Source organism: Mesorhizobium sp. B2-4-18, from assembly GCF_006441385.1.
Taxonomy (GTDB): domain Bacteria; phylum Pseudomonadota; class Alphaproteobacteria; order Rhizobiales; family Rhizobiaceae; genus Mesorhizobium; species Mesorhizobium australicum.
Genome location: NZ_VFUW01000009.1, coordinates 231,616 through 253,822 on the forward strand (window position 1 = coordinate 231,616; position 22,207 = coordinate 253,822).

Annotated in this window: 19 protein-coding genes and 1 pseudogene; 13 read left to right on the forward strand and 7 right to left on the reverse strand. The window is 62.2% G+C overall.

All coding sequences use genetic code 11. The features are described from left to right. Window position 1: 1 nt before the first annotated feature. The 5 genes from FJ527_RS22080 (at window position 2) to FJ527_RS22100 (ending at window position 5,097) form a co-directional block, all read left to right on the forward strand. Complete coding sequence (locus FJ527_RS22080) at window positions 2-1,321, forward strand: extracellular solute-binding protein (RefSeq protein ID WP_181166437.1); 1,320 nt, start codon at window positions 2-4, stop codon at window positions 1,319-1,321. Then, window positions 1,321-2,229, forward strand: coding sequence for a sugar ABC transporter permease (locus FJ527_RS22085; RefSeq protein ID WP_140620456.1), 909 nt, complete (start codon window positions 1,321-1,323; stop codon window positions 2,227-2,229). The genes FJ527_RS22080 and FJ527_RS22085 overlap by 1 nt, the downstream gene beginning before the upstream one ends. Further along, window positions 2,226-3,044, forward strand: coding sequence for a carbohydrate ABC transporter permease (locus FJ527_RS22090; protein WP_140620454.1), 819 nt, complete (start codon window positions 2,226-2,228; stop codon window positions 3,042-3,044). Before FJ527_RS22085 ends, FJ527_RS22090 begins: the two co-directional genes overlap by 4 nt. Before the next feature lie 97 nt (window positions 3,045-3,141). Beyond that, the gene (gene iolG / locus FJ527_RS22095; protein ID WP_140620452.1) at window positions 3,142-4,134 is read left to right on the forward strand and encodes an inositol 2-dehydrogenase; all 993 of its coding nucleotides are present in this window, start codon (window positions 3,142-3,144) and stop codon (window positions 4,132-4,134) included. Window positions 4,135-4,158: 24 nt separating this feature from the next. Beyond that, entirely contained in the window at window positions 4,159-5,097 is a 939-nt protein-coding gene (locus tag FJ527_RS22100) for a sugar phosphate isomerase/epimerase (protein WP_140620450.1), read from the forward strand. A gap of 47 nt (window positions 5,098-5,144) precedes the next feature. Here FJ527_RS22100 and FJ527_RS22105 read toward each other — a convergent pair whose 3' ends face one another. Further along, window positions 5,145-5,486 carry a response regulator gene (locus FJ527_RS22105; RefSeq protein ID WP_140620447.1) on the reverse strand — a complete coding sequence of 114 codons (342 nt, stop codon included), beginning with the start codon at window positions 5,484-5,486 and terminating at the stop codon, window positions 5,145-5,147. A gap of 392 nt (window positions 5,487-5,878) precedes the next feature. Further along, window positions 5,879-7,651, reverse strand: coding sequence for a DNA ligase D (gene ligD / locus FJ527_RS22110; protein WP_140620445.1), 1,773 nt, complete (start codon window positions 7,649-7,651; stop codon window positions 5,879-5,881). A 419-nt stretch (window positions 7,652-8,070) separates the two neighbouring features. On the opposite strand from ligD, the gene FJ527_RS22115 reads away from it, so the two are divergent. Then, window positions 8,071-10,281, forward strand: a complete 2,211-nt coding sequence (locus FJ527_RS22115; protein ID WP_140620443.1) for an EAL domain-containing protein — start codon at window positions 8,071-8,073, stop codon at window positions 10,279-10,281. Window positions 10,282-10,722: 441 nt separating this feature from the next. Here the strand turns inward: FJ527_RS22115 and FJ527_RS22120 are convergent, their stop codons facing one another. Continuing rightward, on the reverse strand, window positions 10,723-11,199 hold the full coding sequence (locus FJ527_RS22120; RefSeq protein WP_140620442.1) for a hypothetical protein: 477 nt from the start codon (window positions 11,197-11,199) through the stop codon (window positions 10,723-10,725). Window positions 11,200-11,721: 522 nt separating this feature from the next. Here FJ527_RS22120 and FJ527_RS22125 point away from each other — a divergent pair. The 5 genes from FJ527_RS22125 to FJ527_RS22145 all read left to right on the forward strand — a co-directional run bounded on the left by FJ527_RS22125 (window position 11,722) and on the right by FJ527_RS22145 (window position 16,743). Beyond that, window positions 11,722-12,606, forward strand: a complete 885-nt coding sequence (locus FJ527_RS22125) for a DUF3991 and toprim domain-containing protein (protein ID WP_140620440.1) — start codon at window positions 11,722-11,724, stop codon at window positions 12,604-12,606. A 968-nt stretch (window positions 12,607-13,574) separates the two neighbouring features. After that, on the forward strand, window positions 13,575-14,162 hold the full coding sequence (locus tag FJ527_RS22130) for a hypothetical protein (protein ID WP_140620438.1): 588 nt from the start codon (window positions 13,575-13,577) through the stop codon (window positions 14,160-14,162). Window positions 14,163-14,723: 561 nt separating this feature from the next. After that, window positions 14,724-14,909, forward strand: coding sequence for a hypothetical protein (locus FJ527_RS22135; RefSeq protein ID WP_140620436.1), 186 nt, complete (start codon window positions 14,724-14,726; stop codon window positions 14,907-14,909). 222 nt (window positions 14,910-15,131) lie between these two features. Further along, window positions 15,132-16,046, forward strand: coding sequence for a zincin-like metallopeptidase domain-containing protein (locus tag FJ527_RS22140; protein WP_140620434.1), 915 nt, complete (start codon window positions 15,132-15,134; stop codon window positions 16,044-16,046). 400 nt (window positions 16,047-16,446) lie between these two features. Beyond that, window positions 16,447-16,743, forward strand: coding sequence for a DUF736 domain-containing protein (locus FJ527_RS22145; protein ID WP_140620432.1), 297 nt, complete (start codon window positions 16,447-16,449; stop codon window positions 16,741-16,743). Between the two features lie 500 nt (window positions 16,744-17,243). Here the strand turns inward: FJ527_RS22145 and FJ527_RS22150 are convergent. The 4 genes and pseudogenes from FJ527_RS22150 to FJ527_RS22165 form a co-directional block, all read right to left on the reverse strand. Next, window positions 17,244-17,474, reverse strand: a pseudogene (locus FJ527_RS22150) (WGR domain-containing protein); the annotation flags it as partial. A 172-nt stretch (window positions 17,475-17,646) separates the two neighbouring features. After that, window positions 17,647-18,129 (reverse strand): helix-turn-helix transcriptional regulator, encoded by a 483-nt coding sequence (locus tag FJ527_RS22155; RefSeq protein WP_140620428.1) that lies wholly within the window; start codon window positions 18,127-18,129, stop codon window positions 17,647-17,649. Between the two features lie 177 nt (window positions 18,130-18,306). Then, window positions 18,307-18,642, reverse strand: a complete 336-nt coding sequence (locus tag FJ527_RS22160; RefSeq protein WP_140620426.1) for a hypothetical protein — start codon at window positions 18,640-18,642, stop codon at window positions 18,307-18,309. Then, on the reverse strand, window positions 18,642-19,340 hold the full coding sequence (locus tag FJ527_RS22165; protein WP_140620424.1) for a ParA family protein: 699 nt from the start codon (window positions 19,338-19,340) through the stop codon (window positions 18,642-18,644). The genes FJ527_RS22160 and FJ527_RS22165 overlap by 1 nt, the downstream gene beginning before the upstream one ends. Window positions 19,341-19,721: 381 nt before the next feature. Here FJ527_RS22165 and FJ527_RS22170 point away from each other — a divergent pair, with 381 nt between their 5' ends. Both FJ527_RS22170 and FJ527_RS22175 read left to right on the forward strand, forming a co-directional pair. Further along, window positions 19,722-20,036 (forward strand): plasmid mobilization relaxosome protein MobC, encoded by a 315-nt coding sequence (locus FJ527_RS22170; RefSeq protein WP_246677770.1) that lies wholly within the window; start codon window positions 19,722-19,724, stop codon window positions 20,034-20,036. Beyond that, window positions 20,036-22,180 (forward strand): conjugal transfer protein TraA, encoded by a 2,145-nt coding sequence (locus FJ527_RS22175; RefSeq protein WP_140620420.1) that lies wholly within the window; start codon window positions 20,036-20,038, stop codon window positions 22,178-22,180. Before FJ527_RS22170 ends, FJ527_RS22175 begins: the two co-directional genes overlap by 1 nt. Window positions 22,181-22,207: the final 27 nt, after the last annotated feature.

Here is a 22,207-nt window from a genome sequence, read left to right on the forward strand (position 1 = left end):
AATGACGCAGTCCAGCATTAGCAGACTTACTCGCCGTTCCGTGCTCAAGGGGGGAATTGGCCTTGCACTTGCCACGACGGCCCTTACCGCCCTCGGCCTGCCTGTCCCGGCGAGCGCCGCTGGCAAGAAGGTGATCATTGGCGCCTTCGCCGATGGCGGCCTGACGCCGTTCAAACAGAAGATCATCCCACTGGCCAAGGATGCTGGCTTCGACATCGAATTCCTCGAGGATGAATACGGCGTAACGCTCGAGAAGTGGTTCGCCGACGCCAAGAACAGCGCCGGCCAGTACGACCTCTATCTTCTCGACGATCCATGGGTGCCGCAGTTCGGCGCCGCCAATGTGCTCGAGGATCTTGGAGCGGCCGGCATCGATGGCGGCGACAAGGACTGGATCGGCTCGATGATCGACATGGGCTACTGGCCGCCTCAGAAAGGCCCGCGCGTGAAGGGTTTTGAAACCGCCGCGCCGGCGCTCATCTGCGTGCCGTTCGTCGGCGATCTGCAGACGCTGACTTACCGCAACGATGTCTACACAGGCGGTGCGCCGAAAACCTGGGACGAGGTCATCGCCAAAGGCAAGGCAGGCGTGGCGGCGGGCAAGATCAAATATCCGGTCGTCTTCCGCGGCGTATCAGGCAATCCGATCGTGACCAGCTGGTACCCGGTCTTTCTGTCGTTTGGCGGTTCCTTCTTCGACGACAAGTGGAACCCGGTCTTCAATTCCGCCCAAGGCAAAGCCTCGGCCGAATTCTTCGTCGGCACCATGAAGCAAAACGCGCCAAGCGGTGTCGTCGAGTTCGACTCGGACCAGGAAGGCGCGGCGATCCTCGGCGGCGAAGCAGGTGCAATCATCCAATACTCCGGCAATGCGCTGAAGGCCGACGATCCAACGCAGACAAAGGTGGCTGGCAAGCTCGATTTCGGCGTAGTGCCGAAACAGACGGCGGCGATCGCTCAGATGGGCATCTTCATTGCCGGCATTCCGAAATCGGCGCCCAACAAAGCCAACTCGATCGAGTTCCTGAAATGGTATGTCAGCGCCGACGTCCAGGCCAAGCTGTCCGAAGCAGGTTCCATCCCGGTCAAGCGGAGCGCCTTCGGCGTCGCCAAGCCCGGCAACCGGCTGATCCCCGTCGCCTTGCAGCAGCTCGACGCTGGCGCGCTGCCGAGGCCGCGCACGCCAGATTGGGCCAAGGTTGAGGAACTGCTCGGCATCGAGCTCAACAAGGCGCTGCAGGCTGGCTCGGGAGGCGGGGCCGCATTGGACACCGCCGCCAAGCAGGTCAAGGATTACCTGTCGTCAGTCGGCTATTACTGATGCCAAATCGCGGGGCGCAGAACCGCAAGTACCGTCTGCAGGCGGCGGGGTTCGACCTTGCCCTCCCTTATCTCATGCTCGCGCCAGGCGTGCTGATCGTGCTCGGCGTGCTCGTCTATCCCTTGTGGGACGGCCTGCGCGCCAGCACCAAGGCCTATCGTTATGGCTCGGTGGTCGCCGATGCCGGCATGGGGAACTATATAAAACTGTGGAGCGATCCCCAGTTTTTGAATTCGCTTTTGGTGACGGTCAAATTCGTCGCCCTGGCGGTCACCTTCGAGGCAATTCTGGGCTTTGCCCTGGCGCTGTTTTGCCTGCGCGAATTTCGCGGCATTCGCCTGCTGAGAACCATCCTGATTATCCCGATGGTGATAACGCCGGTCGTGGTCGCCATCGTCTTCCGGCTGATCTATGCCAGCGACGCGGGCATGCTGACGGCAGTCTCCGAGTGGATGGGCGGCGGCCAGGTGCAAATTCTCGGAGATCCCGTCAAGGCGTTCATCGGCCTTGTCGTGCTCGACGTCTGGGAATGGACGCCGCTGATGTTCCTGATTCTTTTGGCCGGCCTGCAGTCGCTGCCGCATGAACCCTTCGAGGCCGCTCGCGTCGACGGCGCTGGCGCGTGGCGGGTGTTTGCCGATCTTACCTTTCCTATGATGCGGCCCGTGCTGGCGATCGCCATCGTGCTGCGAACGATTGACGCCTTCGGCACGTTCGACCAGGTGTTCGTGCTCACCCGGGGCGGGCCGGGCGAGGCGACGCGGCTGGTTTCGATCTATGGCTACGACACCGCCTTCAAATTCCAGCAGACGGGCTATGCGGCCGCGCTGTTCGTCACTATCGGGCTCGTCGTGCTTGCGCTGGCCCTGAGCGCCGTGCGGCTTCTGCGCAGGGTCGATGCGTCATGAACAATCGTCTGGCGCGGATCGGGTTGATGAGTGCCGTATTGGCCATCGTGCTCTTGCCCGTCTACTGGCTTGTCTCGACATCGCTTAAGTCCAATCGCGAGATCACCCAGGAAGGCACACTCTATCCACACGGTCCGACGCTGGACAATTATATCAGGTTGTTCACCGATAAGCAGTTCGGCGCCTATCTGACCAACTCGCTGGTGGTGACGTTCTTCTCCGTGACGATCGCCTTGCTCGGCGGCACCCTTGGCGCCTATGCGATCGCCCGCTTCCGCCTGCCTTTCATGATGGAGCGCAAGGTCGGGCTGTTCCTGCTGACGCTGCGCATCGTGCCCCCGGTCGTGATCCTGATCCCGGTCTATCTGCTGATGCTCAAGCTCGGCCTGCTCGACAGCTGGTTGGGTTTGATCGCCACCTACACCGCCTTCAACATCACTTTCTGCGTCTGGATGATGGAGAGCTTCTTTCGGGAGATCCCCGTGGATCTCGAGGAAGCCGCCATGGTCGATGGCGATTCCCGCTTCGGAGCGTTCCGGCGCATCACGCTGCCGCTGGCAGCTCCCGGCCTCGCGGCGACCGCCATCTTTGCCGTGCTTGTCACTTTCAACGAATTCCTGTTCGCCCTGGCGCTGACGGCCACGCCTCGCGCGATGACGATGCCGCGCGGCACCGCCACGCTGATCGGCCGCATCGACACCGACTGGGCCTCGATGTCGGCCGCCGGCGTTATCGGCGCGTTGCCGATCGTCGTCTTCGCGCTGCTGGTGCAGCGCCACCTGGTTCGCGGACTCACCATGGGAGCCGTGAAATGACGACCCGGCTGGGCAGCCGCTCACGTCAATCAGTCGCTGTCCCGGCCAGGCTGACGGCCGCCCCGGCACCATGCTGCCTTTTAGGAAAATCAAAGAGATGATCGATGTCTGTCTGTTCGGAGCGGGCCTTATCGGCCAGGTACATGCGGCCAACCTCGCGCGCCACCCCCGCGTGCGCCTGCGCTACATCGTCGATCCGAACCCCGAGGCTGCATCGAAGGTTTCGGCCCTGACAGGGGCCGAGATCGCCGACACCCAGACTGTGATGAACGACCCATCAATCGGCATGGTGTTCATTGCTTCGGCGACGAGAACGCATGCCGACCTGGCCATGGCCGCGGCCGCCAGCGGCAAGGCGATCTTCTGTGAAAAGCCGATCGATCTCGATCTCCAGCGCACCGATCAATGTCTGGCGGCTGTCGAGAAGTCAGCTGTGCCCTTTCAGATCGGATTCAACCGTCGGTTCGACCCGAGCTTTCGGGCGCTGAAGGCGCGACTTGCGCAAGGCGAGATCGGTGCCGTCGAACAGGTCATCATCACCAGCCGGGATCCGGAGCCGGAAACCGAGGAAGCGCTGGCGGGAGGAGGGGGGGTCTTCCGGGAGATGACCATTCACGACTTCGACATGGCACGAAACCTGTTGGGCGAGGAGCCGGTCGAGCTCTTCGCGACCGGGTCGTCGCTTGTCGCGCCGCAATATGCCAAGCTGGGGGACTACGATACCGCGATGTTCGTGCTGCGCACGGCGTCGGGCCGGCAATGTCACATCAATAACAGCGTCAGGGCCGCCTACGGCTACGACCAGCGCGTCGAGGTGCATGGCGCGGACGGGATGCTGAGGGCCGGCAACAGGGTGCCGACATCGGTCGAAATGTCAGGCGCAAAGGCGATATCGCGCGACAAGCCCTACTACTTCTTCGTCGAGCGCTATGCCGAGTCCTACGCGGCCGAGATCGATCATTTCATTACCTGCGTTGAAACGGGGCGACGGCCTGACGTCACGGCAAGCGACGGCCGCAAAGCGATGATCCTATGCGAGGCAGCGCTTGCCTCCGCCAAGTCGGGCCGGTTCGAGACCGTCAGGTTTTAGATCAACCGAAATGAGGAGCTTCCGATGAAGATCGGCATGATTACGGACAGCCTCGGCGACCTCTCATTCGACGAGATGTTAGCCGCCTCCGCCGAGCTTGGGCTTCAGACATTGGAGTTCGCGTGCGGAAACTGGTCGTCGGCGCCCCATATCGACCTGCAAGCCATGCTCGCGAGCGCTGCCGCGCGCAAGGAGTTCGTCGCCAAGATCCGGGATCACGGGCTGACGATTGCAGCGCTCAATTGCTCGGGCAACCCACTGCACCCGGGCCCCCAGGGGAAACTCCATCATGGTGTGACACAGGACACCATTCGCTTGGCCGGCCTGATGGAGATCGACCGTGTCGTCATGATGTCAGGCTTGCCGGGCGGACCGGGCGACGCCAACCCGAACTGGATCATCACCGATTGGCCGCCGGAATGCCTCAAGATCCAGCGCTATCAGTGGGAGGAGCGGATCATTCCCTACTGGCGCGACCTCGTGGCGTTTTCAAAGAACCTTGGCATTCACAAGCTATGCCTGGAACTGCATGGCCATCAGGCCGTGTACAATGTCCAGACATTGTTCAAGCTGCGTGACGCTGTCGGAGAGACGGTCGGGGCCAACTATGATCCCAGTCACCCGCTGTGGATGGGGGCGGATCCGATTGCCGGCATTCGCACGCTCGGCTCGGCCATCTACTATGTCCACGCCAAGGATACCCGGGTCGAGCCCATCGTCGCAGCCATCGACGGCACGCTGGACCCGCGCCCACCACACCTCTATGCCGAACGAGCGTGGAATTACATCACACTAGGATACGGTCACGGTGAGACCTGGTGGCGGCAGTTCTGTACCGCTCTCAAGCAGGTTGGCTACGACGACGTCTTGTCAATTGAGCACGAGGACATGATGCTGACCCCGATGGAAGGTATGCGAAAATCCGTTGCGCTGCTGCGCAACGTCGCAATCAACCTGTCTTAATCGGCGACTTGGCGAAGTTGGCTGCAAGCGCATCGGGCGCGCCCCCGTCATTGGAGCTGACCGCGATGGCAGCCCGGGTTGGATGGCTTGCCGAACGCAATGCCGCGACTGAATACGTCATCCTTGGCCACGGGGTCACTGCCGGTGTGGACAATGAACGGCACGCCGCGAGCTACGAGCGTCTTTGCCAAGGCGGAGCATTCTCCGTCCTTCAACGAGACATCCAGCACGGCGGCGTCTGGTCGGGCTGCCGCCAAAAAGGTTTCACCTTCCGCACATGACGCCAGCACAACCGCGTTGAAGCCACCGTCATTCAGCGCGGCCTCGATATCGAAAGCGATAAGGGCCTCATCTTCCAGGATGAGGACGACGGGTTTTTCCGAAGGCATCCGTATCAGGCAGGCAGGGGTTGGCTAATCGAGTTCTGCACAGTCTTTGGTTGCCATTTTTCCCGTATGCCCCCCATAACAAATGGTGGTATCCAGTCGCAGACAAGGAAGATGATGGTCGTTTCCAGCCGAGCGCGGCTGCGGAAGCCATCGGGCCAATGCACGTCGGGAGTAATCGCCGACCGCTCCGGCAGGGGATCGCTTGCACCAGCCTTGCAGGCGCGCGGATCGGGCCAATGACAATTGCCGCGTTGAGGCCGCTCCGGCAGTGCTCGGCTCCCGGCGACCTCATGCGTGACCGAAGCGGCACGATCCCTTACCGCGCCGGAATCGAGGCGGCAAGGGCAGCAAAATTGGACAGCACTGCCAAAGCACGCCGCACTGGCTTCACCTCAGGCTGCTTTCCTGATGACTGCCTTGAACGGGTGATCCATGGTGAAGGCGTCTGGACGCACCCCCCGTTCAACCTGGCCCCATGTCACAGGGTGTGCGATGGGAAATCCGAGGCGTGCTCGTGGAGAGAACGCGCCCACGGCCGTGTTGCCTCTCCCGTTGCGAAGGTAATCGATGAAAATACGTCCCGTTCTTGCCGCCGGGGCAGCAGACAGGAGGTAGCGGTGGGGATGAGCGTCAGCGAGGCACCGGGCAAGCGATTTGGCGAGTTGCCGGGCGTTGTCGTGGGTCATCTTTGTCTCAAGAGGGGCCATCAAATGGATGCCCTTGCCACCGGTGACCTTGGCCCAACTCTTCAGACCTGAAGCCTCTAGGATGTCGCGTAGCGCCAGCGCCGCTTCGATCACCTGCTCCCACTCGACGCCCTCGCCAGGGTCGAGGTCCAGCACGACGCGGTCGGCCCGCTCGATGTCGTCGATGGTGGCGTTCCACGGATGAAGTTCGATAGCATCCATCTCGACCAGCCCGAGTAAACCGGCGAGATCATCCACCCACACCCGCACGCCCTCCCCACCCTCGCGCTTCTGGACGCGCAGCTGATGCACGGCGCCCGGCACATCGGGCAAGGGACCCTTGTGATAGAACGTGGTCCCGCTCGCGTGGCGGACCAGCTTCAGTGGTCGGTGGCCGAGATGGACCAGCGCTTGCTCGGCAACCTGTCCCCAGTAGTGCATAAGGGCTTCTTTGGAAGGCGAGATCGCGTCCGGCAGCAGCTGAAGAACGTTCTCACGGGGAACTGCGTCTCCCTGGGCCCTGTTCCGCCGCTTCGACGGGGCGAGCGGCTTTGCGGGCATCGTGACGAGATCTTCGCGAAGGCCTTTGAATACTGCTTCGCGCAAGATGCCGCGGTCGGTGACGCCGCTGAACTGCACCTCGGCCAGAACGTCCGGCCTAACCCAGGTGGCCTTGGGCTTGTCGATCGGCTCCGACAATGGCGGCTTGTCGACAATTAGCGAGTCCAGTCGCTCCCGGAGCTGTCGCGCGATGCTCAAGCTGTAGCCGCTCTGGGCTTTGCCGGCATAAAGCAGCCGGTCGCCTTCACGCCTGCCGACGTAGAGCGAGGCAATCCGGCGCGGTTGAGCGCCAAGCTTCTCGACGAAAGCCACGACAGGAAAGGTGTCGCTCTTGATGCATTTGACCTTGACCCAGCTTGTCTGAACGCCGGAGCGATAGGGGGAATCGGCAAGCTTTGACACTATGCCTTCCAAGCCCATACGGCAGGCGTGGGCGAACATATCCATGCCGCTCACCTCGAGATGTTCTGCATAGGTTAGCGTCGGCGCTGAACCCATGAGCAGCTTCTCCAAGGCCGCCTTGCGCTTCAAAAGCGGCTGCTGCCGAAGATCGCTGCCGTTGAGATGAAGCAGGTCGAACGCACAGAAGATGAGCCTCGGCGAGGCCGGATTGCCTAGCTCCCGTTCCAAGGCCTGGTAGTCAGGGAGCCCGGTCTCGCCAAGAACGACAGCCTCGCCATCAATGATCGCGGACTTTGCCGGTAGGCTCGCGGCGGTCTCAACGATTCGCTTATACCGATGTGACCAATCGTAACCCCGGCGCGTGAAGGCTCGCGCTGTTGCACCCTCCACAATGAGTTGGGTCCGGTAGCCGTCATACTTGATCTCGTGAAACCAGCTGCCGCCGTCAGGAGCTTTCTCGACCAGCGTTGGCGATTGGAACTCGATGAATGACAGGCGGTATTCGGTCTTGCTCATGCGCACGCGAACTCCTGGAATCGGAGTCAAAACGTGGGACCGCGATGAGTTCCGATAATTTTAGCGAAATTGCATATATCCGGGATGGCGATGTGCCTGCTGACAGACACGTCGCGCGTCTATCCCTATCCTCACAGTTTAACCCAAGGCGCTTTGTACCGTGCGATAGGTCCTGGTAGACCATCCCAGAAGCGGATCAGTTGATCTGAAAAGCTGTTGACGTTGTGGTCTCAGATGCCGTGGCTGCCGCCGCCTCGTCCAGCTCTCGCCGGTTTTCATCCTATTCGTCGCCGGACTGGCGCGTCGGCTCCGCGGCGATGTAGCGACCCCGAACAAGCCTGCCGGGCAGGGCACGCGCGGCCCCTTGTCGCGCAGGGCCTTTTAACGGTCCAGAAGTGTTCATCGCTTATAGCGATCTCATGAAACTGCTGCGACATTTTGCCGAACCGACCGGTCGTCTCTTCCTGATGCGAACGGCTTTGCCCGTCATTGGGCTGACACTGCTCATTGCAGCAGCCGCGACAGGTCTATTGCTTTGGTCCACGATCCAGACTGACCACGTTGCCGCGGCGCGGCAGAAAAGTCTGGTTGGACTGATCACGTCCAAGCTGGAGAGCGCAGTAGCGCACGACCAGGAGAGCGTCACGGTTTGGGACGACGCGGTCAACGCACTGCGCAGCGGCGATGCGAAATGGCTCGATACCAATCTCGGCAGCTGGATGCACACCTATTTCGGTCACGACCAGGCTTATATTCTCGATGCCAATGATGCGCCGGTCTACGCGTTCACCGATGGGTCGACAGCTGACCCGGGCAGCTACCGCGCCATACGCGCGACCACCACGCCCCTGGTCCAGACTTTGAGGGCAAGGTTGAAACGAGGCGATACCGAAGGTGTGACGGAACAGGTGCTCACCATAGGCGCCTCCGATCTGGCCGTTGTCGCCGGCCATCCCGCGGTCGTCAGCATCAAGCCCGTGGTTTCCGACAGTGGCCGCATCGCGCAGGTGCCAGGCCAGGAATTCCTGCATGTGGCCGTTCGCTATCTCGACGGCAGTTTTCTCACCGCCTTGCGCCAAGACTATCTGCTCGATGGCGCGCGGTTCTCCTGGGCCGATAAGCTTGCGTCCGGAGAGGCTTCCTATCCCGTTGTCGACCGATCTGGAACTATCGGCTTCTTCGTTTGGCGGCCGTACCGGCCCGGAGCATTTGTCCTCTTTCAACTCGTGCCCGTTCTCGTCCCCTTGTTCGGCCTGGTGCTGGCGGGCGTCATCATGGCCCTCGTCGGTTTTCGCAGGCGGACACTAAAGCTGATCGAAACCGAGGATCGGATCTACCACCTCGCTCATAACGATCTGCTTACCGCGCTGCCCAATCGCGGTCAGTTCAACGAGCGTCTGGCAGATGCATTGGCGCGCCTGCCGTCGACGGGCGAGCAGCTCGCGGTTCTTTACCTCGACCTCGACCGCTTCAAGCAGGTCAACGACAGCTTTGGCCATCCAGCGGGTGACGAATTGCTCAGGGAATTCGCCGACCGGCTAAGGCGGCTGACGACTGAAGGAGACACGGTGGCGCGTCTGAGCGGCGATGAATTCGTCATCATTCAGCGTTCGGTCGGCGGCGAGGATGAGGTCAAGGCGCTGTGCGAGCACTTGATCGAGTCCGCCCGTCGGCCGTTTCAGGTCGCCGGGATCCAAGTCTTTGTCGGCGTGAGTGTCGGCGTGGCGGTTGCACCCAAGGACGGGTTGGACACGGTCGAGTTGGTGCGGAAAGCCGACGTGGCGCTCTACCATGCCAAAGCGGGGGGCCGCAGCAGCTACGCCTTCTTTGGGCATGAGATGGATCGGACGCTGGCGATGCGCAAAGGCATGGAACAAGACCTGCGCAACGCGCTGGATTCAACCGGTCGGATCCAGGTCCACTATCAGCCCCTATACGACGCTGACACAAACCGGATGACGGGTGTCGAAGCGCTGGCCCGCTGGTCTGATCCGGAGCGGGGCTGGGTTGCACCGGATTTGTTCATACCGCTATCGGAGGAAACCGGTCTGATTGAAAAGCTTGGCGAACTGGTTCTCAGGCAGGCGTGCCTTGACGCGGCGGACTGGCCCATCGAGACCTTGGCGGTGAATGTGTCGGCCCTGCAGCTGAATAATCCCAGTTTCGCCATGCGGGTGACCAGTATCTTGTTGGAGACGCACATGGACCCGCGGCGGCTCGAAATCGAAGTTACCGAAAGCGCTCTGTCGGAGCGCCGGAGCGAATGCCGAAACAACATCGAGGCTCTGCGCAGCATCGGGGTGCGCTTTGCACTCGACGATTTCGGCACCGGCTTCTCCTCCTTGGGAAGACTGCAGACGCTGGAAGTCGACAGGATCAAGATCGACCGAAGCTTCGTGCAGGGCTTTGGTCGTTCCAACGGTGACGAGGCCATCGTTCAGGCGATTATCAACCTGGCCCGTGCGACGGGACTTAGTACAACTGCCGAAGGGGTCGAGACCGAAAGCCAATGCGATTACCTGCGCGAGCTCGGCTGTGACCAGCTCCAAGGCTTTCTACTGTCGAGGCCACTGCCCAAGGGGGAGCTTCAAGAGCTTCTCGGGGTCGTGTCAGCGCGCGCCTCTGCATAGGAAGCCCAGCCGGGCCGAGCCATAGAAGGCTGACCAACGCGCAGCGCAGCGTTCCGGCAATCGATACGGCACTCCTGGCCGGGGGTAGTCTGTCCCGCGTCCCGCCTGCGGCGGCGCCATGCTGACGCTCCTTAGGCTACCCTTTTAACCGGTCTCGTCGTTGCAGTCGGTCCCGCGTCGCGCCTGCGGCGCCGCAAGGGCTGACGCTCCTACGGCTGCCCCTTGCATCAGGTGGCCGCTGGCGAGCCCGAGGTGACCGACCTCGCTGGACGCCGCTGGCAGCGCGTAGCCGATCCGTTGAACTTGAGGAGCGGCCGAGGAGTCGGTGCTGCGCATTGGCGACGGGACAACGAGGTTGCTGACGTTCTGCATGGTTCGACACAGAAGCGAGCCGCCTGTCTCTAAAAACGCAATTCGGCTGGCGCGCCATGTAACCGACCCTCAGCAGCCCTGGACCTTCAGTGATTTGACCATGCGAATGATAAGCGGATCATAAGGGACCTTCTCGGTGCGAGCATAGTTGACGGTAAACAATGCAGCTCTGTTCCGGCAAATCTTGATAGCCCGGACATAAAGGATCTGGCCCTCCTTCACTCCTGAATAGCTGGCCCATTGCGGCGTCACTCGCTTATAGGTCACCTTCCAGCCGTCGTTCTCGTTCACGGCAATGCGATGCTCGATCTCGGTGCGAAAGCTTGCCTTGCCGAGTTGCGCCCCCCAGACGGCAAGAAATGCTTTGTGTCGGCCTTCGAAGGCTGCCCCTTGATCGGTGCGTTGGGCAAGTACAAACCCCGGGGGAACGTCGAATACGAACCCGAGATGCTTGATGCCAAAGCCCTCCCATTGCGCCGCACCCAGCAGTGTTGTGGGGATCATCATGGCGCCCAAACTGAGCAGAAAAAGGGGGAGACGTTTCATGGGTGTAATCCTGTCGTCGTGTGGCCTGCGCCTGACAGCGCAGGCCGGCCTGGCGGAGGGCAGCCACCCGCGGCTCCAAAGCCAGCGGACCTTTTCAAATCTGACTTGGCGCTCTTTGTTCCATTAGGAATCAAGAATATGCCGGGCACCCGCGTCGGGGCCTAATGGCGCGCGCCAGTTACAGGTAGCGCTGCCGGCCGGCACCGGCAGCGGCCGGGTTGCCGCGCTGCGCCAAGGTGACCGCTCCAGGAGCCACGGATCGCGCCTCGACGAAAACGGACATATCCACACTGTGTGCGTTGCTGACGAGAAGTGCTGCCGAAATCATTGGTCATCGCTGCCGCTTGCGTGCTGCGCCCGGCAAGGGAAGCGGCGCCGCGGTCTCGTCTGCCTCGCAAACCCGGCACAAATGCGCATCACGCCCGCGCCCTTGCCTGCCTTGCTCTTCGCGGCCTCCGGTCCCTGTCCAGAGAATATTGGGCGGACTTGAAACAGGGAGCGCGACAAGGTGCGCGAGCGAAGATGGAAAAAGTAAAGCTTGAAGAGCTGAAGGACAAGGTGCCCTGCGCCGCCGTGCTTGAGCACGCGGGCTTCGCCCTCGATCTCAAGGAAAGCACGCGCAAGGCGATGAAATATCGCCGCGATGCATCGATAATCATTGTTATCCACGAGGGCAAGGGCTGGTTCGACCCGCTCTCGGATGCCAAGGGAGATGTCTTCGGGCTGCTTGAGCATCTCGAGGGCATTCCCTTCGTCACGGCGATCAACGAAGTCGCGGACCTCGTTGGTATCGCGGTTACCGCGCCGGTGTGGCAGCGCAGCTTCCGTCAGCGGCAGCCCGAACTGTCGATAGCGGATCGCTGGCAGGCCCGGCGCAAGCCATGGCTCGGATCGGCGACTTGGCGCTACCTGCGAGACGGTCGCCATCTCCCCGAGCCGATTCTGCGCGCCGCGGTTATGGCCGGTCTCCTGCGCGAGGGGCCGCATGGCAGCATGTGGGCGGCGCACACTGATGCAGATGGCTCCGTCACCGGCTGGGAAGAACGTGGACTGCACTGGCGCGGCTTTGCCACCGCCGGTGCCAAGGTACTGTTCCGCTTCGGCCGCCCGGAGGCGTCCCGCCTCTGCGTCACCGAGGCGGCCATCGACGCCCTAAGTCTCGCTGCGCTGGAACAGCTTCGTCCCGACACTCTGTACCTCAGCACGGCCGGTGGCTGGTCGCCGGGTACGCACGCAGCGATCCACGCGCTTGCGGTCAGGGCAGGTGTCCAACTCGTCGCCGCCACCGACAACAATGCCCAGGGCGAGGTCTATGCCGGCAGGGTTCTAGCGCTCGCCGAGGCGGTCGGATGCAGCGCCGAGCGGCTGCGCCCAGAATTAGACGACTGGAATGCCGACCTGACATGAAGGCGCAAAAGGATGGGGAGGAGCGGTCTTGACCCCTCCGGTCGCGGTGGCAGCCGCAGGAAGCTGTCCGGAAGGGCTGAAGAAGATGGTGAGCCATAGGGGATGTGCCTGCATGAAGCCGGCCATGAGCCGCGGAGTGGTCGCGATCCGGGTCCACCGCACTTGCTCGCCAGGCCCAGCTCTGCGCTCCACCGCCATCGAGCGCCCCGAGATCGGTGCGGGTCTTCGACCGGCCCGGCGACTATGTCGAACTCGTTCATATCGGCCCCGCGTCGCGCAGCCGCCAAGCATGGCTCTTGGAGCTTGGCTATCCGATTGGGTGACCAAAGCGTCTCGTCGGGTTAAGCCGCGCCGTCGAGACGGAGTTGCGGGGCCCGTTCACACCCTTCCTGGCGGAGCGGCAGCCGGAGATTGACGCGTTGCCGCGGCTAGCTGGCACGGCGGACAAGCAATCGCCAACAGTTGTCGACCTGCAGGGCGAGGCGGGGATATCTGCGAGCAGGTGGAGCGATGCAGTTGTTCGCGCGAGACCTGGCGCGCTGCCGGCGATACCGCATCCGGCAAGCACACCGGCACCGTCTTGGTAAGGGTGCTCGCGGCACAATGGGACAGGTCCAGCCCGCTGGTCAGGCACATGGTCTTGAGCGCCTGTCCTTCCCTTTCCGTTTCGATAACTAGGCCCGTGCCGGTCCTCCCCGGGCTTGAAGCGGTCCTGAACCGGCGGTCGTTCACTTCAAGGCCGCGTTCCGCGCCGCGCGGCGGCCGGAGCGATCCAGTCTCGGCATAGCAGCCCCGCGTCCCGCGCGAGGGCTGGGAAGGAGCCCTGCTTGGCCGCAAACCTGCCCTGCTCGCCTCGGTCCACCCGGACCTTGAAGCGAACGCCGCTCGGCCGGTTCTGTGGGTCCGCGCCCGAGGGCGGGCCGGCACGGAGCCGGTCTGCGCTTCGGAAACCGAAGAAAGGATGTGTCATGATCAAGAAAGCTGCCAATCCTCGCTCTACCGCTCGCGTGGTGCCGCTGCGCAAGGCAACCACCTTGCAGATGGTGCGGTTCGCCTGCCCCGATGCCGCGCAGTGCTCTCTCGTTTCCGAGAGCTTCGGCCTGCCTGTCCTCGACAGCGACGGCATCCGCGACCTGCACGAAAAGCTGATCGTCGACACCGCAGCAGCGCTGGACGAGGGGCTTGGCGAGCGCGCCATGCAGATCCACCTGCAGCGCGTCGTCGGGGCCTTCGTCGGGTCCGCCTACGGCGCCGGCCAGTTCTACAGCCGGGCGGTCTCCCAAGCTCGCGACGCAACCGCCAAGTCCGCCTGTGACGATCGGGACGAAGATGTCGGTGGTCCCGTTGGTTTCGACAGCGCCGCCCAGCGCCAGCGCGAGTTCGCTGCGGACATGGCACTCCAGGCCCACGCTTTGCGCATGGCCGCCGAGGGGGCCATCATCGCCTATGAGCACGTTGTTGGCGAGGTCTGGAAGCCTTTCGAGCGGTCGGTCGAGAACTCTGGCCCCACAGTCGACCGCAAGGCGGCCGAGCTGCAGATGGCAGCTCTCGGGTAGGCGCCTTCAGGGCGGGGCTCTGCCCCGCTCTTCGCTTGCCGCGCCCCAACTTCTCCCGCCTGCCTCGGCGGGGGAGGTCTACTGAACCCGGGACCCGCCAACTCAACGGATGGTCCTAGGGCGACCCGTTGGCTCGAGTGTTGGTGGCGCATGCGGATTTGCCTCAAGGATCGATAAAGATGGGTCAGGCACTACACAGCCGTTGAGAGATCACGTTGCCGCGGCAATTCCAACGCTGCTCAGCTTGGGTCCGGCAGGTCGCCCGGCCGCGCCAAATGTCCGACAGAATGGCCGCCGCGGTCACGCTGCCGATCCATGGAGCCGCCTTCAGGCCAGTGACATCGGATGCGGCCGAGCACTGCCGGCCCGGACTTGAGCAATCCAATCCCGCTCTTTCGTGATGGCTTTCCTGGTGCGGCGCGGTCTTCCACGATCAACCCGCAAGGGGTCCGCTAGCAAGCTGCGGCCGCTCGGCTGTCGCCTCGCGATGATCGCGCCCGCCGCCGCACCCCGACGCAGCCATTGAGCGGGGATTGGCCCGCTCCAAGATGGAGCCCTCAGATGTCGCACGATCTCACTCTTGCCCAGAAGGCCGCCTGGCATCTCGCCCGCACCCTCATGGCCCCAGTCGTTCTCTTCCAGGTCGACGCCGAATTCGGCATCCTGCCCGCCGACGAGCTCGATGACGCAGAGGTCGAAATCCTCTGCGAATACGATCCCTACCGGGGCGGCCGTGCGATTCGCTGAGCCGACCCTTCTTGCGAGACGTATCGAGGCGGCGCCCAGCGCCGCCTCTTTCGCGCCCCGTCTTTCCCGCGGTCCTGGCGCAGCAAGACAGTCAGCGCAACGGCTGCGCCGTCCTTCGCTGGCGCTATGGCCCTGCGGGTGCGCTGCCCGTCTTCCTTCGCCACCGGCGGACCGTGACGGGGCCGCGATCGGCGCGGCCTCCAAAACCAGAGGTTCAGAGAGATGAGCAGAAAAGGGCCGCGCGTCGACATCTATGCGCGGATCACCGATCGGATTGTCGCCGATCTCGAGAGGGGCGTCCGCCCCTGGATGCAGCCATGGCACTGCGCCACCGCCGTCGGTCGGGTGACCCGACCGATACGGCATAACGGCATGCCCTACAACGGCATGAACGTGTTGTTGCTGTGGTCAGAGGCAATCGCGCGGGGCTTCTCCAGCCCGATGTGGATGACCTTCAAGCAGGCGCTCGAGCTCGGCGGGGCGGTGCGCAAGGGAGAGTCGGGCACCCTGGTGGTCTTCGCAGGCCGCCTCACCAAGACGCAAATCGACGCCTCGGGCGAGGAGTTCGACCGCGAGATCCCGTTTCTCAAAGCCTACAGCGTCTTCAACGCCGGCCAGATCGAGGGTCTGCCCGACCAGCTTTATGAGCGGGTTGAGCCGGTTCGTGAGCCGGTCGAGCATATCGTTCACGCCGACCGCTTCTTTGCCAACACCGGTGCGGTCATCCGACACGGCGGCGATCGCGCTTACTTTTCGCCTGCGACCGACCATATCCAGATGCCGCCGCTCCAAGCCTTCCGCGATGCGGCGGCCTATGTCGCGACGCTCAGCCACGAGGCCACACATTGGACATCGGCGCCGCAACGGGTGAACCGCGACCTCAGCCGGTATGCCAAGGATCGCAGCGAGCGGGCGCGGGAGGAGCTCATTGCCGAACTTGGCAGCTGCTTCCTTTGCGCGGATCTGGGCATCGCGCCGGAACTCGAGCCGCGGCCGGATCACGCGAGCTATCTCGCCTCCTGGCTTCAGGTCCTTGCCAGCGACAAGCGGGCGATCTTTTCCGCTGCCGGTCATGCACAGCGAGCCGTCGCCTTCCTGCACGATCTTCAGCCCGCGCCCTCAATGCCACCGGACTGAGCCATCGCTTCGCGGCCCCTCCGAGATACCCGCATTATCACGGTCACACTTGCCGGGATCGCGCCTGGATATTGGACATAGCATCGCCAGCGGCGGTTTTGGCCTCGCCGAGGGTCCTCTGCTCCACGCAGTTACCAGAGGAGCGTCCACTACGGCCTTTCTTGGTGGCGTATCTCACACCGCGTCCAGCTGCTGCGCAGCCCGACTTCGATCCCGCAACAGCCATGCCGACCTTCTTCCCCGCCGTGCTGCGCGCGGCTTCCTCGCGCGCCAAGAAGCTCGGCGCTGCGCTGCCTTCCACTCGCGTTTTAGCCCTGCGGGTGCGGGCCGGTCGCGTGGTGCCCTGCGATCGCCATCAAGGCCGCGATGGTCGCGACCTGATACAGCAAGGAGAAAACCCATGGCTCAGATCGGCACTTTCACTCGCAACGAAGACGGCTCGTTTGTCGGAGTTATCAAGACGCTCAACCTCAACATCAAGGCCCGCCTGATCCAGGCCGAGAAGGAAAGCGATAAGTCGCCCGACCTTCGGGCCCTCGCAGGGACCATCGAGATTGGCGCCGGCTGGAAGAAGGCAGCCAAGGAAACCGGCCGAGAATACCACTCCGTCAAGCTTGATGATCCAAGCTTCCCCGCTCCGATCTACGCGAGCCTGGTCGAGAATGACGAGGGATACGCTCTCATATGGTCGCGCTGAGGCGGCCACGCATTGGACGCGGCGCTCCCCCGGGGCGCCGCGATCCTGCGAAGGGACAAGGCGAGAACTCCGGCGGCGAAAGCTCGACCGCAAGCCTGCTCATCCGACGGGTCGCGAGCCCTTTGTCGGCGAAGGGTCACCCACGGCGCTCAAGCCAACAGGGTCCCCGACGATCCCGGGGCGTCAGACGATCGTCGCTTCAGCGGCCCAATGCGCCAACCTGTTGGGGACAAGGAGGGGGCAGGTTTTCGCTGTTCCGTTCTCGATGGCCTGGCATCGGCAACCGACCGCGCAGCGCCCGCCGAACAGGCCGGGCGCTTGGCGCAAAGGCGAGGCATGAGGTCATTTGGAATTGGGCGCAGCATCGATGCGCCACGCCTGCCTGCTTACTTCGTGCCAGGGGTCGTGATGATCATCTGTGATGCCTTGCCGGCAAACGGCACCGGCTGGCACGCCGGATCGGGCGCACCTGCCGGGGAGACCTCATGGGGATTGCCCGAATATCCCCGATTGGACTTTTGCGCGGCCAGCCGCGACAGCGCCGCAGCTGCTTGCAGGCAATCGTCGAAAAACTCGACTTTCTGACGCCCACGTGTGCCGATGCGGCCCCATTGCCGTACAAGGGACACGTCACCGAACAGCGTGGGTTGCAATGCCATGACATAGTACCGCGCCATGTTGCGGGCACTGTCTATGCGCCGCAGGAACAGTGGATGGGTCGCGTGCTTCATGCATCGGATTATCTGCGTTCGCCCAAATACCGTCCAATGCATTTTCTGAATCGGTGGTTCGAGACCGATTCAAAACTTTGATCGAATAGCGGGCTTTCGGGCCGGGCCAGTTGCGGCCGGCATGAGCACGTTGCCGCCGGCCGGGAATCGGGGACAGGGCGCGGCGATCGCATCATCGATCGCCCGGATCGTCTCCGGCACTTGCGCCGGCGAGACCCTCGACAAGGTTCAACAGGCCTGATGCCGACGAAGCCGGCATATCAAGCACACGCAAAATCAGTTTCAGCTTATCGTCAGCTTCTTGCCGGTTCTGGCCGAAAAAATGCGGGGCAGCAAAATGGATCATTTCGATCGGTGAGCAGTCGAGAATCTCGCAAACATGAATGAGTCTCGTCGCATGCAGCTTCGAAAAGGCCCGCTCATAGCGTGCAAAGATAGTCTCATGCAGGCCGACCATGGTTCCCATCTGGGCGCGATTGAGCCTTCTGGCTTCGCGGCGTTCGCGCACAAACCGACCGAAGGCCTTCTCCATATCGCCGAAGCTCCGTACGCCTTCGAAGCCGGGTTTCCTGTAGACCGGCTTTTCGGATTCGGCGTCTTCCGTTTCGGTGAGTGCGTGCTCGTGAATGTATTTCTGAAGGTCCTTGATTGCCATTTCGAGGGCTTTTGCCAGCTCCTGTGCGTGTCGAGAAAGCACATCGATAGGACGTGCCTTTCCACCTCAAATTGCCCGATGTGAGAAAAATCAGAGCCAACTTGACCGCGAGTCTAGCAGGGGAGGGGTCTGATATCAAATTCCGCGATCCGCCAGGGAAGAACCACGTGGCTGGAGTTATAGGCCTAGCTCGTCCAAATACTTGACGATCGCCGCTTCCACGATTGCCTGCATCGTTGTGTCGTCATGGAAGGCTGCCAGTTTCAAGCGGCGCTTGGTTGGCCGGTCGAGGTTCACATTGACAAAGCAGCTTTGCCCCTTAACGCGCTCTCGTTTCATCCGGCGCAAGGCTTTTCGGGCCTCCTGTCGAAGGTCGCTCCGGTTCGGCGACGTGCGGTCTGAGTTAGGGTCAGTGCTGACTAGATCCGACGCACGATCTTCATCACCTCTCACCGCTTGCTTCCTGGCAGCGAGCGCGAACTCGTCGAGCGACAGGGTTTCCCTGCCGCTCATCAAGCGGGCCCCGCTTCTGCGCCGGAGCTCAGCAGTGCATCGATTTCGCTCACGATCTCTTGGGTCTCGCGCCGCGCTTTGGCGACAGCCTCGGACAGCGTCTGCATCTGGAGAGTGCCGATGCCGTTTTGAATGTCCTTGTAGACGTTACGCTCCATAACCTCGGTACGAAACAGATAGGTTCCGACCTTGTCCTCGATGATTGGCCTAATCTTGCGGTAGAGCTCTGTCTGGCGAACCGTCATCGAGATGCGGGTTCGCAAAACACCATGCCGGCATGCGCTGGCGCGAGCCTCGTTGATCCTGAGTACGGAGTGAAAGCAGTCGATCGCGCCAAGGACCTCGCGTTTAGACGGCTGCACAGGAGATATCACCAGGTCGGACCAACCAATCACCGGATCGATCGTAGAAATATCCTCTCCAGGCGTGTCGATGAGGAGGTAATCGAAACGGTGGCCATGGCGCTCAACGAACGCGTCCAAGGACTTGGCGGTCTTGTGGCTGAAAACGCTGATGCCTTCCGGCTGCGCGTTCTTGTCGTGGCACTCGCTCCACCATTTGGTCAGATTGCTTCTCCCGTCCATGTCGACCATGGCCACGGCTGAACCGCGCAGTGCGTACTCGCCAGCAATGTTCATCAAGGCGGTGGTCTTGCCGGCGCCCCCCTTGCCATTGATGGCGGAGATCACGACAGGCATGAGCGAGCTCTCCTCATAAACGTGTGTTCCTACATCCACTTGAATCCAGATCTGTTCGAAAGTGGATCAGTGGACAGATGGATTTCCATCAATATAGAAAAACACAGTCAAAACTACAAGAAAAATCAGTTCAATTGCGGTAAACAGGAAAATTCGATGTCAAAGCGGTTGGCAGGAAAATTCGATGTCAAAGCGGTTGGCAGGATACGCAAAAACGTGATACGTTTTTTCTGACGATCGAGGGACTGGCCCTCGATCCGCGGCTTCGGCCGCGAACAAGGCAGAAGCGTAATGACGAGAGCCGGCGCAGCTATCGCAAGACGGCCGCCGAGGCGGGAGAGGGTCGCACATATCCGGTTCGCCCCGGATGAGCTTGCCGTCATGAAATCGGCCGCGAATGGCGCCGGCATGTCAGTGTCCGCCTTCATCCGCACACTCGCCTGCGAGGGTGCGGGCATCCGCCCGTTTCTCAATGATGCCGATCGCGCGATCCTACAACTCCTCGCCGCGGATCTGAGTGCTGTTGCCAATGGCCTCAATCAAGCCGTACGCGCGCTCAACACGGGGCGGTTAAGCTCGGTTTCGGATATCGCCGCAGCTGCCGATGATGCCCGCGCAATTTCATTGACGGTCGCTGCAGAGCTGTCCCAGATGACGAAACGCGCCGGCGCGGCGCGGCGCTCGGGGGCTGGCTAATGGAATTTTTCCTGGGGGCTTTCGAACGGGAGTGGGAACGGCGTCGCGCAGCGCTGCTTCATGAAATGCAGCGGGGGCGCGACGCGCATGAATGTGACTGGCGGCGAAGGGGCGGGGTGGCGTTGGCACCAGACGAAACGGTAAAGCGAGGGGACAGGGCGCGCGCCGGCCACAATGCCAGCGCGCGTTCCTGTCGCACCGGAGCTGTCGCGCCGAACCGATCGATGCGTCAACGGTTCACAGCCGTGGCTCAAGGGAGCCAGCCTGCGGTGGTCAAGCTCACGTCCTATGGTCGTGGAGCGCGTATGGGTGCGATGGTGAGCTACGTCTCCCGGAATGGCGAACTGGCCGTAGAAACCGACAAGGGCGAGCAGATCATCGGCAAGGCGGGCCTGCTGCAACTTCGCACCGAATGGGAGCATCTTTTTGATAATCGTGCCTCGAGCCGGGACGTAAGTCTGTTCCAGGTGACGGTGAACTTAAAGGCAAGCGATCGCGAGCATGACCAAATCGTTCGCCACGTCCTGCGCGCCGCCTTCGGCGAGCGCCGGTTCGTTTATGCAATGGAGCAAGCGGACGGCGAGCGTTTGCGGGTGCAGGGGGTCCTGCTCCTGCGCGGGCCGGATGGCGAGCGCCTGACCGGCGACGCGAAGGCCGCGGCAATCGCCCAAGAGCGGTTGAACAGGAGCAAGATCGGCAGCGACGTCCAGGCACGGGTTCTGTTCCACGGTCACGGCAATGGCGTTGCCTTTGCAACGAGCCGGATTCGCCAAATGGTGGAGCGCTTCGAAGGGCGGGTCCGTGATGATACGGACAGCCATATCGAGACTGTCAAACAAGCCGGCGATCTCGTCCAGAAAGACTGGCGCAAGCAGATGCAAAGCCGCACAGGACGCGACATCATGCATCTGGTCGCCTCGGCGCGCGCGGGCACCGATCAAGCTGCATTTCGAGATGCCGTGCGGGAGTTCCTTGGCGATCAATTCCCCGGGCATCGGTATGTTTATGCCATGCACGATCCGTCTGACGATCCAAAAGTGGCAGGGCAGGGTGGCAAGCGGCCCCATGTCCACGCCCACGCGATCGTCACCATGCGTGCGGAGACAGGAGAACGCATCGAGACGAGCCCGCGGGAGTTTCGGGAATGGCGCTCACTGATGGCTGAGAAGGCCCGGGAGCACGGAATCCGCATGGAGCTGACCGACCGCCGCGAGTTTGCAAGTGCGCCGGCCTATGCTCGTACTCAGGTGCGTCCTGTCAGCTATGTCGGCAGAAGCGAGCATGAGGGCACCAGCCAGCCGGCACAGGCACGCTATGCAGCCAAACGTTCCAATCTCCGTCACGCGGCGAGGTCCATCCGCAGTACCAAATACGTGACGGAAGTTGGTCAGGCATGGAGCGCAATTGCGCGCGATAGCCAAGATAAGAAGGTGGCCGAGTTCGCCGCAGATCAGCTCGAACGAATCCGGGCCGCGTCACGTTTCACCCAGATCGCGACTGAGAATGAATTCTCTCGGCAAACACCGGACGGGGACGACCCCAAAGCCGTTTTGGCCCGGGAACTTTTTGGAGGCGAGGAAGCTGCCATGCTTGCTATGACACGTCCTGAGTTCGAGGCATACGAAAAGCGGATAGGGACTATTCTGGCGGACATTGAGCGCTCAATCGAGCCATGGGAGCGCAAACAATTCAACGAAGTCGTTGAAGCCGCGCGCGAAGTGATGACCGTCCGGCGGGAAAACCTCCGCATTTCGGAACAACAGCTTGCCGCCAGCGAAGCTGACCACAACACCCCAGTTCGCAGTGGCGAGCTTTCGCAGTTGTTTGAGAGCGGATCTCGAACCCCTCAAACCACATCGAACTCAAAGCACGAGCCGATTTCAGGGAATGCGCCTGTGGTCCGCAGCCGGGAGGTTGCCCAGGAGGATCGGCTGCGCAGCGCCCATCAAGCTCTTGATCCCCGCGATCTACGTGCGGGTGAAAGGACGGGATTGCCCAGGAAAATAGCGGGTCAACAAAGAGGGCTGCCGGAGCCGAGTTCGCCACGACAGGATCCACACCAGCAATCCGCGCAGCGTACGCCAGGATTGGAGCAGGAAATCGAAGAGAGGCACCCGCGTGACCGCAACGAGCGCGAGCGCTAGACCAATGACACCTTCGCGCCTTGTAGA

Excerpts from the sequence above, each read along its gene's own strand:
- FJ527_RS22080 (WP_181166437.1), top strand. The coding sequence starts at position 2 with ATGACGCAGTCCAGCATTAGCAGACTTACTCGCCGTTCCGTGCTCAAG.
- FJ527_RS22085 (WP_140620456.1), top strand. The coding sequence starts at position 1,321 with ATGCCAAATCGCGGGGCGCAGAACCGCAAGTACCGTCTGCAGGCGGCG.
- FJ527_RS22090 (WP_140620454.1), top strand. The coding sequence starts at position 2,226 with ATGAACAATCGTCTGGCGCGGATCGGGTTGATGAGTGCCGTATTGGCC.
- iolG (WP_140620452.1), top strand. The coding sequence starts at position 3,142 with ATGATCGATGTCTGTCTGTTCGGAGCGGGCCTTATCGGCCAGGTACAT.
- FJ527_RS22100 (WP_140620450.1), top strand. The coding sequence starts at position 4,159 with ATGAAGATCGGCATGATTACGGACAGCCTCGGCGACCTCTCATTCGAC.
- FJ527_RS22105 (WP_140620447.1), bottom strand. The coding sequence starts at position 5,486 with ATGCCTTCGGAAAAACCCGTCGTCCTCATCCTGGAAGATGAGGCCCTT.
- ligD (WP_140620445.1), bottom strand. The coding sequence starts at position 7,651 with ATGAGCAAGACCGAATACCGCCTGTCATTCATCGAGTTCCAATCGCCA.
- FJ527_RS22115 (WP_140620443.1), top strand. The coding sequence starts at position 8,071 with ATGAAACTGCTGCGACATTTTGCCGAACCGACCGGTCGTCTCTTCCTG.
- FJ527_RS22120 (WP_140620442.1), bottom strand. The coding sequence starts at position 11,199 with ATGAAACGTCTCCCCCTTTTTCTGCTCAGTTTGGGCGCCATGATGATC.
- FJ527_RS22125 (WP_140620440.1), top strand. The coding sequence starts at position 11,722 with ATGGAAAAAGTAAAGCTTGAAGAGCTGAAGGACAAGGTGCCCTGCGCC.
- FJ527_RS22130 (WP_140620438.1), top strand. The coding sequence starts at position 13,575 with ATGATCAAGAAAGCTGCCAATCCTCGCTCTACCGCTCGCGTGGTGCCG.
- FJ527_RS22135 (WP_140620436.1), top strand. The coding sequence starts at position 14,724 with ATGTCGCACGATCTCACTCTTGCCCAGAAGGCCGCCTGGCATCTCGCC.
- FJ527_RS22140 (WP_140620434.1), top strand. The coding sequence starts at position 15,132 with ATGAGCAGAAAAGGGCCGCGCGTCGACATCTATGCGCGGATCACCGAT.
- FJ527_RS22145 (WP_140620432.1), top strand. The coding sequence starts at position 16,447 with ATGGCTCAGATCGGCACTTTCACTCGCAACGAAGACGGCTCGTTTGTC.
- FJ527_RS22155 (WP_140620428.1), bottom strand. The coding sequence starts at position 18,129 with ATGGCAATCAAGGACCTTCAGAAATACATTCACGAGCACGCACTCACC.
- FJ527_RS22160 (WP_140620426.1), bottom strand. The coding sequence starts at position 18,642 with ATGAGCGGCAGGGAAACCCTGTCGCTCGACGAGTTCGCGCTCGCTGCC.
- FJ527_RS22165 (WP_140620424.1), bottom strand. The coding sequence starts at position 19,340 with ATGCCTGTCGTGATCTCCGCCATCAATGGCAAGGGGGGCGCCGGCAAG.
- FJ527_RS22170 (WP_246677770.1), top strand. The coding sequence starts at position 19,722 with ATGAAATCGGCCGCGAATGGCGCCGGCATGTCAGTGTCCGCCTTCATC.
- FJ527_RS22175 (WP_140620420.1), top strand. The coding sequence starts at position 20,036 with ATGGAATTTTTCCTGGGGGCTTTCGAACGGGAGTGGGAACGGCGTCGC.